The organism is Winogradskyella algicola, from assembly GCF_005869935.1.
GTDB classification, from domain to species: Bacteria; Bacteroidota; Bacteroidia; order Flavobacteriales; family Flavobacteriaceae; genus Winogradskyella; species Winogradskyella algicola.
This window is the reverse complement of the sequence record NZ_SZQF01000001.1, coordinates 57,330-72,780: the sequence shown is the minus strand read 5'-3', so window position 1 is coordinate 72,780 and position 15,451 is coordinate 57,330. Positions and strand designations below refer to the sequence as shown.

10 protein-coding genes are annotated in these 15,451 nt (G+C 34.8%); 3 read left to right on the top strand and 7 right to left on the bottom strand.

Annotated features, from left to right (window positions below; all coding sequences use genetic code 11):
- Positions 1–265: 265 nt before the first annotated feature.
- The gene (locus tag FC091_RS00275) at positions 266–1,684 is read left to right on the top strand and encodes an aldehyde dehydrogenase family protein (RefSeq protein ID WP_138432284.1); all 1,419 of its coding nucleotides are present in this window, start codon (positions 266–268) and stop codon (positions 1,682–1,684) included.
- A gap of 248 nt (positions 1,685–1,932) precedes the next feature.
- On the opposite strand, the gene FC091_RS00270 is transcribed toward FC091_RS00275, so the two are convergent.
- From FC091_RS00270 to FC091_RS00245, 6 genes are all read right to left on the bottom strand, one after another.
- Entirely contained in the window at positions 1,933–4,470 is a 2,538-nt protein-coding gene (locus tag FC091_RS00270; RefSeq protein WP_138432283.1) for a tail fiber domain-containing protein, read from the bottom strand.
- Between the two features lie 211 nt (positions 4,471–4,681).
- A complete protein-coding gene (locus FC091_RS00265; RefSeq protein ID WP_138432282.1) occupies positions 4,682–5,371 on the bottom strand; it encodes a LytR/AlgR family response regulator transcription factor in 690 nt (229 codons plus the stop codon).
- Between the two features lie 99 nt (positions 5,372–5,470).
- On the bottom strand, positions 5,471–7,222 hold the full coding sequence (locus FC091_RS00260; RefSeq protein WP_138432281.1) for a tetratricopeptide repeat-containing sensor histidine kinase: 1,752 nt from the start codon (positions 7,220–7,222) through the stop codon (positions 5,471–5,473).
- A 33-nt stretch (positions 7,223–7,255) separates the two neighbouring features.
- On the bottom strand, positions 7,256–8,272 hold the full coding sequence (locus FC091_RS00255) for an isoaspartyl peptidase/L-asparaginase family protein (protein WP_138432280.1): 1,017 nt from the start codon (positions 8,270–8,272) through the stop codon (positions 7,256–7,258).
- Between the two features lie 10 nt (positions 8,273–8,282).
- A complete protein-coding gene (locus FC091_RS00250) occupies positions 8,283–9,953 on the bottom strand; it encodes an MFS transporter (RefSeq protein WP_138432279.1) in 1,671 nt (556 codons plus the stop codon).
- A gap of 158 nt (positions 9,954–10,111) precedes the next feature.
- Positions 10,112–13,066, bottom strand: coding sequence for a GH92 family glycosyl hydrolase (locus FC091_RS00245; RefSeq protein WP_138432278.1), 2,955 nt, complete (start codon positions 13,064–13,066; stop codon positions 10,112–10,114).
- 102 nt (positions 13,067–13,168) lie between these two features.
- Between FC091_RS00245 and FC091_RS00240 the strand changes: the two genes are divergently transcribed.
- Complete coding sequence (locus FC091_RS00240) at positions 13,169–14,398, top strand: metallophosphoesterase (protein ID WP_138432277.1); 1,230 nt, start codon at positions 13,169–13,171, stop codon at positions 14,396–14,398.
- A gap of 108 nt (positions 14,399–14,506) precedes the next feature.
- Positions 14,507–14,803, top strand: coding sequence for a thioredoxin family protein (locus FC091_RS00235; protein WP_138432276.1), 297 nt, complete (start codon positions 14,507–14,509; stop codon positions 14,801–14,803).
- Here the strand turns inward: FC091_RS00235 and FC091_RS00230 are convergent.
- Positions 14,784–15,449 (bottom strand): polysaccharide deacetylase family protein, encoded by a 666-nt coding sequence (locus FC091_RS00230; RefSeq protein ID WP_138432275.1) that lies wholly within the window; start codon positions 15,447–15,449, stop codon positions 14,784–14,786. The two genes, FC091_RS00235 and FC091_RS00230, sit on opposite strands and share 20 nt — an antisense overlap.
- Between the last annotated feature and the right edge of the window lie 2 nt (positions 15,450–15,451).

Genomic DNA, 15,451 nt, shown 5'->3' with positions numbered 1-15,451 from the left:
TATTAAATCGTTTTGTTTTAATTTCGATTCAAAGAAACATAGGTTTGTTAGATTTCTATGAAACTTTTGGACGAAACCAAGTTATAATTAGATAACTGACATTTGCTAGTCAAAAATATCGACGAAATACCCAAAATGAGCGCTCAGCCCTTTAAAAGCGTTGTTTTGTTAAGTTAAAATCATTGATTTTCAGGTTAAAAGAGATGCTTTGCGGATATTGTCGACAAACTGCACCATTGTAATTGAATTAGAAAATATTAAGCATATGAATAATATAGACTTTAAGGATAATACTTATTATCAGTTGTTTCTGAAGCAACAATCCCGTCAGCTCAACATAGGAACATTACCTTATAATCACAGGATAAAACAGTTGAAAAAGCTTAAAACTGCCATTGAAGCGACATATAGAGACCGTATTATTGAGGCATTACATAAAGATCTTAACAAGCCCAGGGTAGAAGTGGAGCTTACCGAGATATATTCCATTATAAATGAAATTAAATTTGTAAAATCTAATCTTCGTCAGTGGATGCGAAAGCAAAAGGTAGATTCACCTTTATCAATGCTTGGCTCTAGTTCTTATTATATATATGAACCAAAGGGTGTATGTTTAATTATTTCGCCATGGAATTTTCCTTTCAACTTAACTTTTGGACCATTAGTTTCGGCCATAGCAGCAGGTAATTCTGTAATTATTAAACCATCGGAGATGACACCAAACTCTTCTGCTTTAATGTCCGAGATTGTGAAAACTATTTTTACTGAGGAGGAAGTAGCATTAGTAGAAGGAGAAGTAGAAACCGCTACCCAATTATTAGAATTGCCCTTTAATCATATCTTTTTTACCGGCTCACCAAACGTTGGTAAAATTGTGATGTCGGCTGCCGCAAAACACTTAGCTTCAGTAACACTTGAACTTGGTGGAAAATCCCCAACCATCATAGACAATACAATCAATATAGAAAAAGCTGCAAAGCGCATTGTTTGGGGAAAGTTCTTAAATGCAGGTCAAATTTGTGTATCACCAGATTATGTATTGATAGAAGAAAGCATTAAAACAAAGTTTGTAAATGCATGCAAAAAATGGATAGAACATTATTATACCGCAAACCCGATTGAATCAGATTCTTACGCTAGGATTGTTACCGAAAAGCACTTTGAACGTTTGCAATCTTATTTAGAAAACGCAAGAAGTTTGGACGCCAATGTTGAGGTTGGTGGCGATTTAGAAGCTAATTCAAGGTATATCTCCCCAACTATAATTTCAAATTTAAAAGAAGATGCTACACTGCTTAAAGAAGAAATATTTGGGCCAATTTTACCTATTGTTACATATAACAGTTTGGATGAGGCAATTGCCTATGTCAATTCCAAAGAACGACCATTGGCTTTATATATTTATAGTAAAAATAAAAGAAATATAAAGAAGATTGTTAAAAACACAAGAGCTGGTGGTACATGTATTAATCATAACGTGATTCATTATGCAAATCATAACTTGCCTTTTGGTGGAATAAATAACAGCGGTATTGGTAAAAGCCATGGTCTTTTTGGTTTTAAAGCTTTTAGCAATCAGCGTGCCGTAGTGAAACAATATGCCTATGGAATCAATGAATTGTTGTTTCCACCGTACAGTGCATTAAAAGAGAAATTGGCCAAATTAACTGTAAAGTGGTTTTAAAAAACAAAAGCCGCTCCCTACAGCGACTTTTGCTTCAATATTTTTAATCCAACAAAATAGATTAATAGCTTTATAAAGTTATTTAAAATGTATAACTGCAACATCTTTTTTTAGTGAATGAACGCTTTTTTCTAGTCAACGCTAATAACAAAGCATAGTTAAAAAAGAAAAAGTCGCTCCCTACTGCGACTTTTTCTACTATCCGACATAGTTATTATGATCGGTCTCAAAACATAATTGTTTAATTTTTATTCCTCACTTGTTTGAACTTTTTCAACAGACAAGTTAGCTGCTGTCTCATTTTCTAATGCAAGAATACGAGCTTCTAATGATTCATATTTCTTTAGTTGCTGTTTTAATGTTATGTTTTCAGCTTCAAGAGTTTCAATTTTCGTGTTCAGTTCTTTTATGGCCTGAACAAAAACCGCATCATAGTCACCATAAGCGGTTTGGTAAAAACCAAGATTATCCTTGGTCACCTTTCCTGGAAAAACCTGCATGAGTTCTTGGGCAATGAAGCCGTATTGTATATTTTTAGGACGGTCAATTCCTGTTTGGTTATCATTCCACTCATAGGTTACCCCTCTTAGCGCTAAAAGTTTGTTTAGTGCATTTTCACCATCAATGGTTTTAATGTTCTTTTTTAAGCGTCGATCAGAATTAGCCAACCATGCACCAGCTACGTTTTTTGAAGCATTACCTTCTACTTCAAGTGCATTTGTTATTGGAGTTCTACCAATACCAACATTACCATTAAAGCGAAGTATATCATTGTCAAATTCACCATAAATAAGAGGGTTAGCTGAGTTGGAATTACTAATGTAAAGCTTATTTGAGCCTGTTTCATTATAACCTGCTTGGTAACCTAAAAATAAGTTACCGCTGCCTGTGGTAAGGTGCCCAGAGCCAGTTCCAACAAAAGTGTTTTGAGTTCCAGAAGAATTTGTATAACCAGATTCGTATCCAATGGCTATATTGGCATTAGTTTCAGTGTTATATAATGCTCTATAGCCTAAGGCAACATTATTAATGCCTATTGTGTTTTCCCTGAGTGCTGTGCCTCCAAGAGCTACATTGTTATTTCCTGTCGTATTTCTAAATAAAGTTTGAGTACCAATACTAATATTATTAGAACCTGACGTGCTTACTGCCATCGCATCATCGCCAATGGCAATATTAGTATCACCACTATTGTTTAGCAACATGGCACCACTTCCTATAGCTATATTGCGCTGACCAGTAACATTATCTCTAAGTGCTCTGTAGCCAATAGCTGTATTTTGGTTGCCAGATAGATCATCATTATTACCTGCAAGTTCACCGATGAAGACAGAATTACCACTGTTTAAAAATTCAAGTGAGTTATTTCTAAAACTAAAGCGTTCAGTACCACCGATATCTAAACGCAAGGGTGTATTAGCGTCGTTAACATGAAGTCTGGCTTGAGGCGTATTTTCCCCAATACCCACATTGCCTTGGGTATACATATTGTCGTTAATATCGTTCGGTATTGTTGTGCCGCCGACCTCGTACCAGTCAGAATCCTCAGTAAATAAGGAGGATAGATTTACACTATTTCCATCAGTTATACTCAGAAAATTACCAGATAGTGTAAGTGTTTGGTCGTCTGTAAATATTGAGGTAGGATCTGTCCAAGTAGCATTACCAATATTGTCCGAAATTAAGATGTCACCTGTTGATTCATTACCATCACGGTATTGAAAGTCGCCTACTACGTCTAGAGTAGCTGAAGGATTGTCGTGCCCTACACTTAATTGGCCATTCTCATTAAGTACAAATACTTCATCAGTTGTACTTATAAATCGATTAATGTTTACCCTAAAAGCCAGATCACCACTTGTTGGAGCAGTACCGCTTGCATTGCCATTGTTGTAAGTATTACCAGTAGAGTAGTACCCATATATTTCGGATGTTGCCCAACCATAACTCTCATCTTCAAATTCTACAGAATAGGTAAAGCCCGTTGCAATGGTAATCCCAGAAGGAAAGTTGATCCGCCTTGCTGTGGGTGTTGTTGAATAGAAAATAGAAAATACGTTATTATAAATTATGGTTCCATTTCTTCGAATGATAATTCTGGTATCTTGGTCACCATTACTCGAGCCTCTTGCGAGAAAGTCAATGTAATTTAATTCGCCATCTTGGGGCGTGGTAAAAGTTTGGATCATGCCATTTTCAATTTCATTGCTGTTACTTGAAGTAGCACCTGAGATATTAGACACAATAGTAGTAGGAGCTAAAATTGTTGAATTACCTCTGGCCTCAATGACATTTTTACCGTTGGTAAAACCAATATCTAGTGTGGCATTAGGATTGGTTAGATTTAGCCCTAAATCTCCATCTTGGTCTAATACCATTTGTTGATCATTGTTTGTTCTAAATATTATCGGTGCATTATTGGTTGTTCCAAAGAAATTTGTTCCATTTATAGCATTGCCGTTAAGAGTCCAATTGTTTGCAGTTCCACTAACTATTTTAACCCAATTGTTAGCTGTCTCATCCCAATAATAAAATCCTTTGCCATCCTCTCCTGTTCCTGTGTAAAATACCATCATACCATCTTGATTGGGTGTCATACTAAATACGGCTGGTAAATTAGACATACGTGGTATTAAAATACCATCTGAGTTGGTTGGTGAAGTAGTATTAGACGCACTAATATCTAATTGTGCCTGAGGGTTTGTATTGCCAACACCAACTTGGCCTTTTGCATTAAAACTAAATAAAAGTGTAAACAGTACGAAGCCTAGTAATTTTGCCTTCATAATAGAGTGTTTTGAGTCTTTAGACCTTAAACCACTTGAAAATAATAATGTAGAGAAGTAGTCTAGAATCTAGATAACTTGATTAATAGCTATATAAAATTAGTTTAAAACCTAGCTGTTGGGATAGCATTTTTAGTGAACGGCTTTATTTATTTAGCCAATGCATATTATCATTAGAAAAGTGTTATTTATAGTGTGCCGATAATCTGTATTACTTGCCTTTTAGCTTGCTGACTACTAAGCTTTTGTGTGATGCACTAACAGGAATGGTATCGTTTTTTAATGTAATTGTATTTTTGTCTACACTTATAATATGACTTAAATTAACAACATAAGAGCGATGTGCCTTTATGAAATCCTCACTTTCTAACTGCTCTGAGACATGTTTTAGGGTATGCGGTACCAGAAAGGTGTCTGTTTGTGTTATCACATAGCAATAATTATCATAAGCTTTAAGATAGCTAATGGTGTTTTCGTTAATACGGTGTAACCTACCCTCGTGCTTAATGGTTAAATAGTGCTGTTGCGCATCTTTGTAGTTATGCCAAGCCAATTCTATATTGGTTCTAAGACCAGTTTCGGTAAATGGTTTAACAATATAACCCAAAGGGTTGGTATGTTTAACACGTTCAATGGTATTTGGATCCGTTTGTGAAGATAAATAAAGGTAGGGCTTGTGTCGTTTATCGAGTTCCGTGGCTAAATCCACACCATCCTTTTCGCCTGAAAGCTGAATATCGATGAGTGTTAAGTCTGGTTTTAAACGCTCTATGTCTTTTAATGCTGTATTAAAATCTTCAGCATCACCAATTGCATAAAACCCTTGTTTTCGCAAAGCCACCTCAATTGTTGAAACTATAAGCGGCTCATCTTCAACGATGTAAATATTAAGAGATTTCAAGGTTATTTATATTTTAGAATATTAAACTAGACAAACACTAATTTACAATTATCTTTTTTTAGTGAATGCCTAGTTTTTTTTAGTGAGTGAAATGCGGATTTATAGCAAATTATATTTTTTTATGATAAGTTGAGCTTCTGTACCTTCGTTGATTTTAGACATATAATTGAGCGATGCATTTAACTTTTTTGAAAGGGCTTTCATCAATGTAATACCAAATGATGTGTTTTTTACTTCGCCTTCAAATCCGTTCCCATTATCAATTACTTTTAGTTCTAGGTGGTCTTCGACTTTGTTAAAATAGATATCGATTTTACTTTTTGAAGTCACTTCATCAAAAGCATGCTTTAATGTATTAACGATGAGCTCGTTTAAAATAAGACCAACAGGAGTAATAGTCTCGATGTCCAATACTAAGGGCTCAATATCTAGATTGTAAGTGATAGGCTCTGATTTAAACTGATGGCTTTCAAAAATGTCTCTTACCAAATCGTTAAAATAGTCCTTGGTATTTATACCAACAAGTTCGTCTTTGTTATAAAGTTTTTGGTGAATCAAGACCATAGAACGCACACGATTTTCAGCTTCTTTAATGGCTATTTTAGCTTCTTTGTCTTCAACACTTTCAGACTGTAGATAAAGTAAACTCGATACGATTTGAAAACTATTTTTTACGCGATGATGGGTTTCTTTAAGCAACACATTTTTTTCATCTATAGTGGCTTCGAGGAGTTGCTTTTGTCTAGCTAGTTGTAATTTTTTCTTTCTGTTATTGTATAATAAAAAAGCTAAGGCTGAAGCGATAATAACACCTATAACTAAAAGTGTTATATACAATTGCTCTTCTTTTTCTTTTTTTTCGAGGGCTTCTTTTGTTTTTTCAGTCTGATATTTAGTTTCTAACTCATAGACGGTTTGATCTCGTTGTTTTTCTTTGATTGACTCGTACATCTTTAAGTAATCATCTCTGTAGGATAAAGCAGTTTCAAAATCACCAATACTTCTGTAATAGTTAGATAGCGACATCGTCATTATACTATTGTTTCTTAAAGCTGTAGTGCTTTCTAACGATGCTTTTGCACGTTTTATAATAGGTTGCATTCCCAAAGTATCTTTTAGTGCAATTTTTGCATTGATGAGATACGTGAGGTTTTCTTCAGAATTATAGTTATCAGGATGTTGTATAGTAGCTTTCTCTAAAAAAGGTAATGCGTCTCTGAACTTTTCTTGCCTAATGTATAAATTACCCAAATTGGCATAGGTATCAAAATTTAATTCTTCTCTCGTATTTATATCAAGACTTTTTAAAAGAAGTTCTTCTGCTTCTAAGAAGTTGTTTAGAGAGGAATTAATAGTACCTAGATTGATAAGACATTTTTTTTGAAGTTCTAAATCATCCACTTCTTTTGCCTTATCGTAAGAAATTGTATAATATTCTAATGCTTTTTCATAATTATCTGATGTGTGAAACATCACTCCAAGTGAATGATAAATTGAACTGTCATAGTCTAGATTATTTTCTTCACAGATTGCTATACCATCAAAATAAAGACTACTCGCTCTATCGTAATTACCATCTACAATTTCGTAATAGAGTCCACTAGTTTCTTTAGCAATAGCCTGACCAAGTGGGTAGTTGCTCAGTTTAGAAAAATCATAGGCTTTATTAGAATATATGAGAGCACTATCATTTTCTTCCATAATGTATTCCCAAGCCAGATCAACATGAAACTGTACCTTTTTCTCGATATTAGATGTGCTTTCTATTGCGTCTCTGAGTTGGTCTTTTAGGTCGTTATTTTGAGAAATTGAAAGAAAAGGGATGAAAAGAAAAATCCAGAAAAATTTCAATTGAATAAATTTAAGAGTTAATAGCTCTTTAATTTAAGAATTTTCTGCCTCATAATAAAAATCGGATTGAATTTGCTCATTAATTCCATCTTGAAACTTGGTCATACTAAACCATTGATGTATGGAATAGCTACCAGTTTTTCCTTTTTTGTTTACTGCGATATAACCTACCTGAAAATCTTTGTAGTTACTGTTGGGTTTATTAACAATTCTACTGATGGCTTCCTCACAAGCTTGTTGAGGCGACTTACCTTGACGCATTAGTTCTACCACTAAAAAGCTACCAACAGTTTTAACCACTTCTTCACCTAAACCTGTAGCAACACAACCTCCGATGTCATTATCGATAAATAATCCCGAACCAATAATTGGCGAATCGCCAACACGGCCTTGCATTTTGTAAGCCAATCCACTTGTGGTACAAGCGCCAGCAATATCTCCGTTTTTGTCAATGGCTAGCATACCTATAGTGTCGTGATTTTCAATATTAATTATCGGTTTGTATTCGCTTTTTATTTTCCAGTCTTCCCAGGCTTTTTTGGAACTATCCGTAAGTAAATCTTCTTCTTTGAAACCTTGTGAAATTGCAAATTGTTTAGCTCCTTCTCCAGCTAACATAACATGAGGTGTGTCTTCCATTACTTTTCTGGCAACGGATACTGCGTGTGTTATATCTTGAAGATAAACCACTGAGCCACAATTTCCGTGCTTGTCCATAATACAGGCATCTAGCGTCACGTTTCCATCTCTGTCTGGTAATCCACCTTTACCAACAGAACTGTTCTTAACGTCAGCTTCCTCAACCATGCATCCTTGCTCAACAGCATCTAGAGAAGTTCCGCCAGATTGTAGTATTTCCATGGCTCTTGCAGTAGCATTTTTTACGTGCCAAGTGGCAATTACTAAAGGTGATTTTTCCTCATCTGTTGAAACGATAGTCTCATTATTTTCTTCTTTAGATTCAGAATTATTGCAACTGGTTAATGAATTTCCAATGGCTAATCCTGCACTTGTTAATGCTGCATTTTTTATAAAGTTTCTTCGTTTCAAAATCTAAGATTTAATATTCAACACCTTGTTTGTCTAAAACAGTCTTTGTTCTAAATGCATAAAATAATAAATACATAAAACAGACAACAGCAATCCAGTACGATGATTGAATGGTAAATACATCTGCTAGCTTCCCTTGTACAGGTGGAATTATAGCACCACCTAAAATCATCATTATTAAAAACGCAGAACCTTGTGAGGTGTACTTTCCTAAACCTGCAATACTCAAGGTAAAAATACAAGGCCACATTATAGAGCAAAATAACCCACCAGAAATAAAGGCGAATAAAGCCACATTACCAGAAGCAAATAAACCGATGAGCATTGCAATAATGCCTAATAAACTGAAAATTTTTAAAGTTTGAACAGGTTTGTCCTTAGCTAAGAAGAAACCACCGATTTGAACGGCAATACAAACGGCAAAGAACAAAATTTCATCAGTACTAAAGCTATATTTTATAGAATTTACTAGGATGATAACACCAAAAGCAATGTAAGGTACAATGATAAGCAAGGCTTTTTTAAGACCTTTACTTGGATTAAAAACCGTAATAGCACCAACCCAACGACCAATCATTAATCCGCCCCAATATAACGAGATGTATGAACCTAGTTGAGAGTCATTCAAAACAGGTAAGCCTAAGGCATTAAGACCTGAGTTTTCAAACTCCTGTTTCAATAGTTCGCCAAGATTACTACCCACAGTAACTTCTACACCTACGTAGGTGAATATAGCTAGCATACCCAAAACCAGTTGTGGATATTTCATCGCTCCCCAACCTTCAGGTTTTTTAGTTGCACTAGAATTAGCAACAAAAACTGCTGCGATAACAGCTAAAAGCGCAATGAATAAAACCATTAATCTTATATGTTCAAGGTCTTCTGTGGCTTCAGTATTACCAGAATAAGTGCTAAAAATATAACCGAAACATCCAACAATAACTAAGGTTAAAACAATGAGTAGGTTTCTGGCTTTATTAGCAGGTTCAAAAGCGGTTTCAGATTTTAAGGCTGGTAATTTTTTTGAGAAGTAGAATAATGCTGCTGCAGCTAAAAATAATCCTCCAACACCAAGATAAAGTTGTTGTACTGTCATTAGTGTAATTTCATTATTGGCAATCATAGATGCTAATTCATCAGTGCTCCAACTTGCAGAACCAAAAATGACTAAACTTACCACAACAGGACCTATGGTTGTTCCGAAGGAATTAATACCACCAGCTAAATTTAAGCGATGTGAACCCGTTTTTGGGTCACCAAGTGCAATAGCAAATGGGTTGGCAGCGGTTTGTTGCAGTGAGAACCCTAAAGCCACAATAAAATACGCGATGAGCACCAGATAAAATACACCTGTTTGACCTTGTTCAGCACCTGCAGTTACAGGATACATTACAAAAGCACCAACTGCTGAAAGTAATAACCCATAAATAATACCGTTTTTGTAGCCCCAACTATTCATAATATCTTTTTTGATAGAACCAGAAAGAATAAATAATAACAAAGCACCGATGTAATACGCACCATAAAAGGCAAAATCTACCAACTGCGACTGAAACTGGTCAATATTAAAATACGTTTTACAAAAAGGAATAAATACACTGTTGGATGCAGCAATAAATCCCCAAAAAAAGAAAACGGTGACTAAGGTTGCTAAAGCTGATTTGTTGTTTTGATTGCTCATATAATTGTTAGTTAGTTTTTTTAATTCTATTTTTCTGTCACATCGAGCATTGGTTGAAGTAAAAATATATTTTTACTGAATGCACCTTGCAGAGCAAGTCGAGATGCTAAAGATAATTAAGTATCAAAGATTTCTCGACTACACTCGAAATGACAGTTTTATTTTATTGAAATCTCATCAGCAAAAATCCAGCTTCTGCCATCCATTGGGTAGCCTAAATGCCATTCTGGTAGTTCGCCTAATTTCTTTGCGATGATTTTTATGTATCTATATTTTTTTGGAACTTGTTTGAAATAAACTTCTTTAATTTCAATTTCATTTGATCTTTTAGCTGCATCAATTTTTCTTGCTTGTTTTTCAATTGCGAAAAATTGCTCTCCATCTACTGAGCCCAAACAGTTCACTTCTGTTGGGTAAAAAATCCAAGCTCCTTGGTCTTGCAAAAAGTTAATGGTCACAAGATTTACAGATTTTTCTTCACCCAAATCTACGGTAGCCACTAAATCTCTATTGTGGTAACCTTGCCAGCTGCCTGTTCTGTAGTTTTTAGTGCTTCTAATACCATCTATAAGCGCATCATTTCCACCTGCTGAATACTGATTGGCAAATTCACTTTCAAGTGTTATACTTAGGTTTGAATCAATCTTATAAAATGGTGTGGTTAGTACAGGACTTTTCAGGGTTCCTTTTTCAGAATATAACTTCACCTTTGTGTCTTCTGTTATACTGAAAGGTGTTTGGTAAAGTTGAAAATCTTCATCATCTATAGCATAAAATATCTTAGCATCTTTTTCAGAAGTATTTAAAACAACTTCCGTTGAACTTCTGAAAGTGATATCGCCTTTTTCAATAAATGGAGACGGTAAAATAATATGATCTGTTATTTCGGTTTTTGGCTCTTGACCGTCTCGACTTCCCCAAACTGCTGGATTGTCCGTCATATGAAATTCCAAATTACCACCATTCACTATGTCGTTATGAGTGATGTAGGTGTTGTTCAGTTTTTCGCCATTTAAATACACATATTCTACATATTTATTGGTGTCACTAAGATTATGTGCTGTGATGTTGAATTGTTTTCCGTTTTCCAGATTAATGGTGGTTTTATCAAAAAGTGGTGCGCCAATGATATATTGATTAGAACCTGGTGTTACAGAATAGAAGCCCATAGAACTTAATACATACCACGCACTCATTTGTCCACAATCTTCATTTCCCGAAACACCATCTGGATCGTTTTTATAGAGTTCGGTTAAAATTTGATGAACTTTCTCTTGCGTTTTATGCGGCTTATTTACAAAATTATAAAGGTAAGCCATATGGTGGCTCGGCTCGTTGCCGTGCGCATATTGGCCAATTAAACCTGTAATATCGGACTGATGACGTCCCGAAGTTTCGCTTTTTGCCGAAAATAATTCATCAAGCTGTGCTTCTAAAGCGTCTTTTCCGCCCAATAAATCTATGAAGCCAGAAATATCTTGTGGTACATAAAAACTATACTGCCAAGCATTGGCTTCGGTATAATTGAAGTTAACTTCATAAGGGTCGAAAGGAGAAAACCACGTGTTTCTAAAACGTCCACGCATAAATTTACTACTTGGGTCAAACACATTTTTGTAGTACTGCGCACGTTGAATGTAGGTTTTATAATCGTCGTCCTTGTTCATCGCTTTTGCCATCTGAGCTATTGTCCAATCATCATAAGCATATTCTAAGGTTTTTGAAACCGATTCGCTTTCTTCATCAACAGGTATAAAACCATATTTTTTATACGCTTCTAACCCAAATTTATCTCGCGTTGCCGAATGTTTCATTGCTTCAAAAGCTTTTTCAGCGTCGTAGCCTCTAATACCTTTTAAATAGGCATCAGCAATAACAGGTACAGCGTGGTAGCCTATCATACAGTCAGTATAATTTCCTGCTAAATCCCACATTGGCATTATGCCACCTTCATCATATTTTGCCAAAAATGTATTGATGAAATCATTGGTTTTGTCCTGTTCTATGATGGTGTAGAGCGGGTGAGCAGCTCTGTATGTATCCCAAAGTGAAAACACAGTGTAATAATCGAAATCTTTGGTTTGATGAACTTCTAAATCCATACCTCTATAACGGCCATCAACATCTTGATAGATATTTGGTGCAATCATTGTATGATATAATGCAGAATTGAAATTGGTTTTTTTGTCTAAGTCATTACCTTCAATAACAATTTTTTCAAGTTGAGATTCCCAGGCTTGTTGTGCTTCTTGCTTTACGGTTTCAAAATCTTTGTTTAAAACTTCGGCTTCCAAATTTTTATAAGCACCAGCTTCATCAACGGCTGAAATTCCTGTTTTAATGAATATTGGTTCGTTGTTTGGGTTTTCAAATTGAATGATGGCTTTTTTACTTTCAAACTTATAGTTTTTACTCACAGCTACACCTTCGCCATCATCATAAACAATGGCTTTTATTGGGTGTGAAAATTTGATATGATAGAACAAACGCTGGTCTTTAGCCCAAGCTGAAGAATGTCTGTAGCCATTAATTTCTGTGTCGTTTACCTTGTTAATTTTATAACCCAAAAGTTTGTCTCTGTGTTCTAAATCTAAAATAAGATATTGATTTTCAGCTGATGGAAACTGATATTTATGAATACCACTGCGTTTAGAAACTGTTAATTCAACATCAATATTTGTTGAGTCTAAATACACTTTATAATAACCAGGTTCAGCACTTTCATTCTCGTGTGAAAAGTGAGCTCGATAACCAGATTTTCCATCAGATCCATTATTAAAAATCACTTTATTGGTTGGCATTAAAAGCACATCGCCATAATCGCTGATGCCTGTGCCGCTAAGATGCGTGTGTGAAAATCCGTAGATGTATTTGTCAGTATAATGATAACCCGAGCAGCCGTCCCAACCCTCTAAGCGCGTATCTGGACTCAGTTGCATCATGCCAAAAGGCAACGTTGCACCAGGATAGGTGTGGCCGTGACCACCAGTGCCTATAAATGTGTTGACGTAGTTGATGAGCGGTTGGTCTTTTATTGCAGGTTTAATGACTTGATCATTATTACATTGAAAAAGAAGTAAGCTAAAGACACTTAAGAACAAAACATTACGCACTTGGTAGAGATTTTAGTTCCTGAAAGATAGTAAATCTTAACATAGCGTTAAATATAAAGTAACTGTTAAACTTTAGGGTTTTATATACTTTATATTTGTTCTATGACACGATGGATTATCTTTATTATCATTTATATTTTGCTCACACTTTATGCTTTTCAGGCTATTAAGACTGTAACAAAGCAGAGTTGGTTACATTACTTGTTTTTAGGTCTTGCAGTAATTGTAGTAGGTAATTTTATTATTCAGTTTACAGTCTCTAGCGAAGGACGCGTATTAAGCCCAGCAAAAAGCTATGCACTTGGGTTTTTATTATCATTCATGTCTATAAATTTGGTTTTGTTGCCTATTCTTTTGGGTGAGGATATTATAAGAGGTTTTTATGGGTTATACGATAAGTTTATAGCTAAAAATGAAGTTTTGCATGTGCCTAGTCGACGTAAATTTATAAGTCAAATTGGTCTAGGTTTGGCAGCTATTCCATTTGCTTCTTTGTTATACGGAATGGTTAAAGGGAAATACAATTTTAGAGTGCTTAATTACACCTTACATTTTGAAGATTTACCAGACGCTTTTGATGGTTATAAATTAACTCAAATCAGCGATATACATTCAGGAAGCTTTGATAACAAAGAAAAGATTGAATATGCTATTGATTTGATTAATGAGCAACAGTCTGATATTATTTTGTTTACTGGTGATATGGTGAATAACAAAGCATCTGAAATGTTGCCTTGGAAAGAAACCTTTGGTAGACTAAAGTCGAAAGATGGTAAGTATTCAGTACTTGGAAACCACGATTATGGTGATTATGTAGATTGGAATTCAGCTGCAGAGAAGAAAAAAAATCTGCAAGACTTAAAAGATATTCAAAAAGAAATCGGTTTTGATTTATTACTCAACGAGCATAGATATCTTGAAAAGGATGGTGATAAAATCGCCATTGTTGGAGTTGAGAATTGGGGGAAAGGTGGTTTTAAAAAAGCTGGAGATCTAAAGAAAGCTTCCTCTCAAATAAGCTCTAATGATTTTAAAATTTTAATGACGCATGACCCAAGTCATTGGGATGCTGAGGTCGTTAATGATGATTACCACTACCACTTAACTCTGAGTGGACATACCCATGGTATGCAATTTGGTATTGAAATACCAGGTTGGATAAAATGGAGCCCAGCAAAATGGAGATATAATCAATGGGCAGGTATTTATGAAGCTTTAGGGCAATATATCAATGTTAATAGAGGTTTTGGCTTTTTAGCCTATCCAGGAAGGGTTGGTATATGGCCAGAGATTACTGTTATAGAGCTTAAAAAAGGGTCAAAAGAGGCATAATTGCTAACAATTGTTTATTTTTATATAGTTCATTATGAACTTACTCTATGTTTTGAGCAATATTTTTATGTAGGTTTGTAATAACTCGTTTGACTAAAACAATACTATATGTCAAAATTTGGGGAATTAATAGATGTCGATATTCCGGTACTATTAGACTTCTATACAGAAGGGAATGACCAGTCTGTTGCAATGCATCCTATTCTAAGAGATGTTGCTGCAGCATTAGGCGATAAAGCCAAAGTCATTAAGATTGATGTAGATAAAAACCAAGAACTAGCAGAAGCATTGCGGGTAAAAGGTTTACCAACATTGATAATTTACAAAAATGGTGAAATGAAATGGCGCCATAGTGGTGAGCAAGATGCAGATACATTAATAGGTATTATTCAAGAATACTTTTAGAAAGTGCCTTAAAACCAAATTCTTTTTTACTATAATAATCTAGAACTTTAGGTAACACATATTTTAAGTTTTTAGAAGCCTTTATGCTGTCGTGAAACACAATAATGCTTCCTTCCTTGGCTTTAGGAATAATGTTTTCTAAACATGCTTTTTCACTTATTGATTTATCCCAATCATACGAAAGTACATCCCATAGCACAATTTCGTAACCCAATTCTTGTAAAACCCTTGATTGTTTACTTTTAAATTTACCATAAGGAGGTCGGAAAAGATTTTCTAATGAAGATCGATGATTTTCAATTTTTGAATTCATTAAATTCTGAGTACGTTCAACATCATCTATATAATCTTTAGTTTTTGTTTTCCAACCTTTGAGGTGATTATACGTATGGTTGCCAACACTATGACCTTGCTTTAAAATAGATTGAAAAATATCTGGATGAGATTCAATATTCTTTCCTATGCAAAAAAAAGTAGCTTTAGCATTATATTCTTGTAAAGTCTGAAGTACCCAATCCGTTATTTCAGGTGTTGGACCATCATCAAATGTAAGATAGAGCTCTTTTTTTTTGGTATTGATATTCCAGACAAATTTTGGAAATAGAGTTTTTACAAATCCAGGTGTCTTAGCAGGAATAATCTTCATCT

Coding starts and splice junctions, on each gene's coding strand:
- FC091_RS00230 (WP_138432275.1), bottom strand. CDS start 15,449: ATGAAGATTATTCCTGCTAAGACACCTGGATTTGTAAAAACTCTATTT.
- FC091_RS00250 (WP_138432279.1), bottom strand. CDS start 9,953: ATGAGCAATCAAAACAACAAATCAGCTTTAGCAACCTTAGTCACCGTT.
- FC091_RS00235 (WP_138432276.1), top strand. CDS start 14,507: ATGTCAAAATTTGGGGAATTAATAGATGTCGATATTCCGGTACTATTA.
- FC091_RS00270 (WP_138432283.1), bottom strand. CDS start 4,470: ATGAAGGCAAAATTACTAGGCTTCGTACTGTTTACACTTTTATTTAGT.
- FC091_RS00240 (WP_138432277.1), top strand. CDS start 13,169: ATGACACGATGGATTATCTTTATTATCATTTATATTTTGCTCACACTT.
- FC091_RS00275 (WP_138432284.1), top strand. CDS start 266: ATGAATAATATAGACTTTAAGGATAATACTTATTATCAGTTGTTTCTG.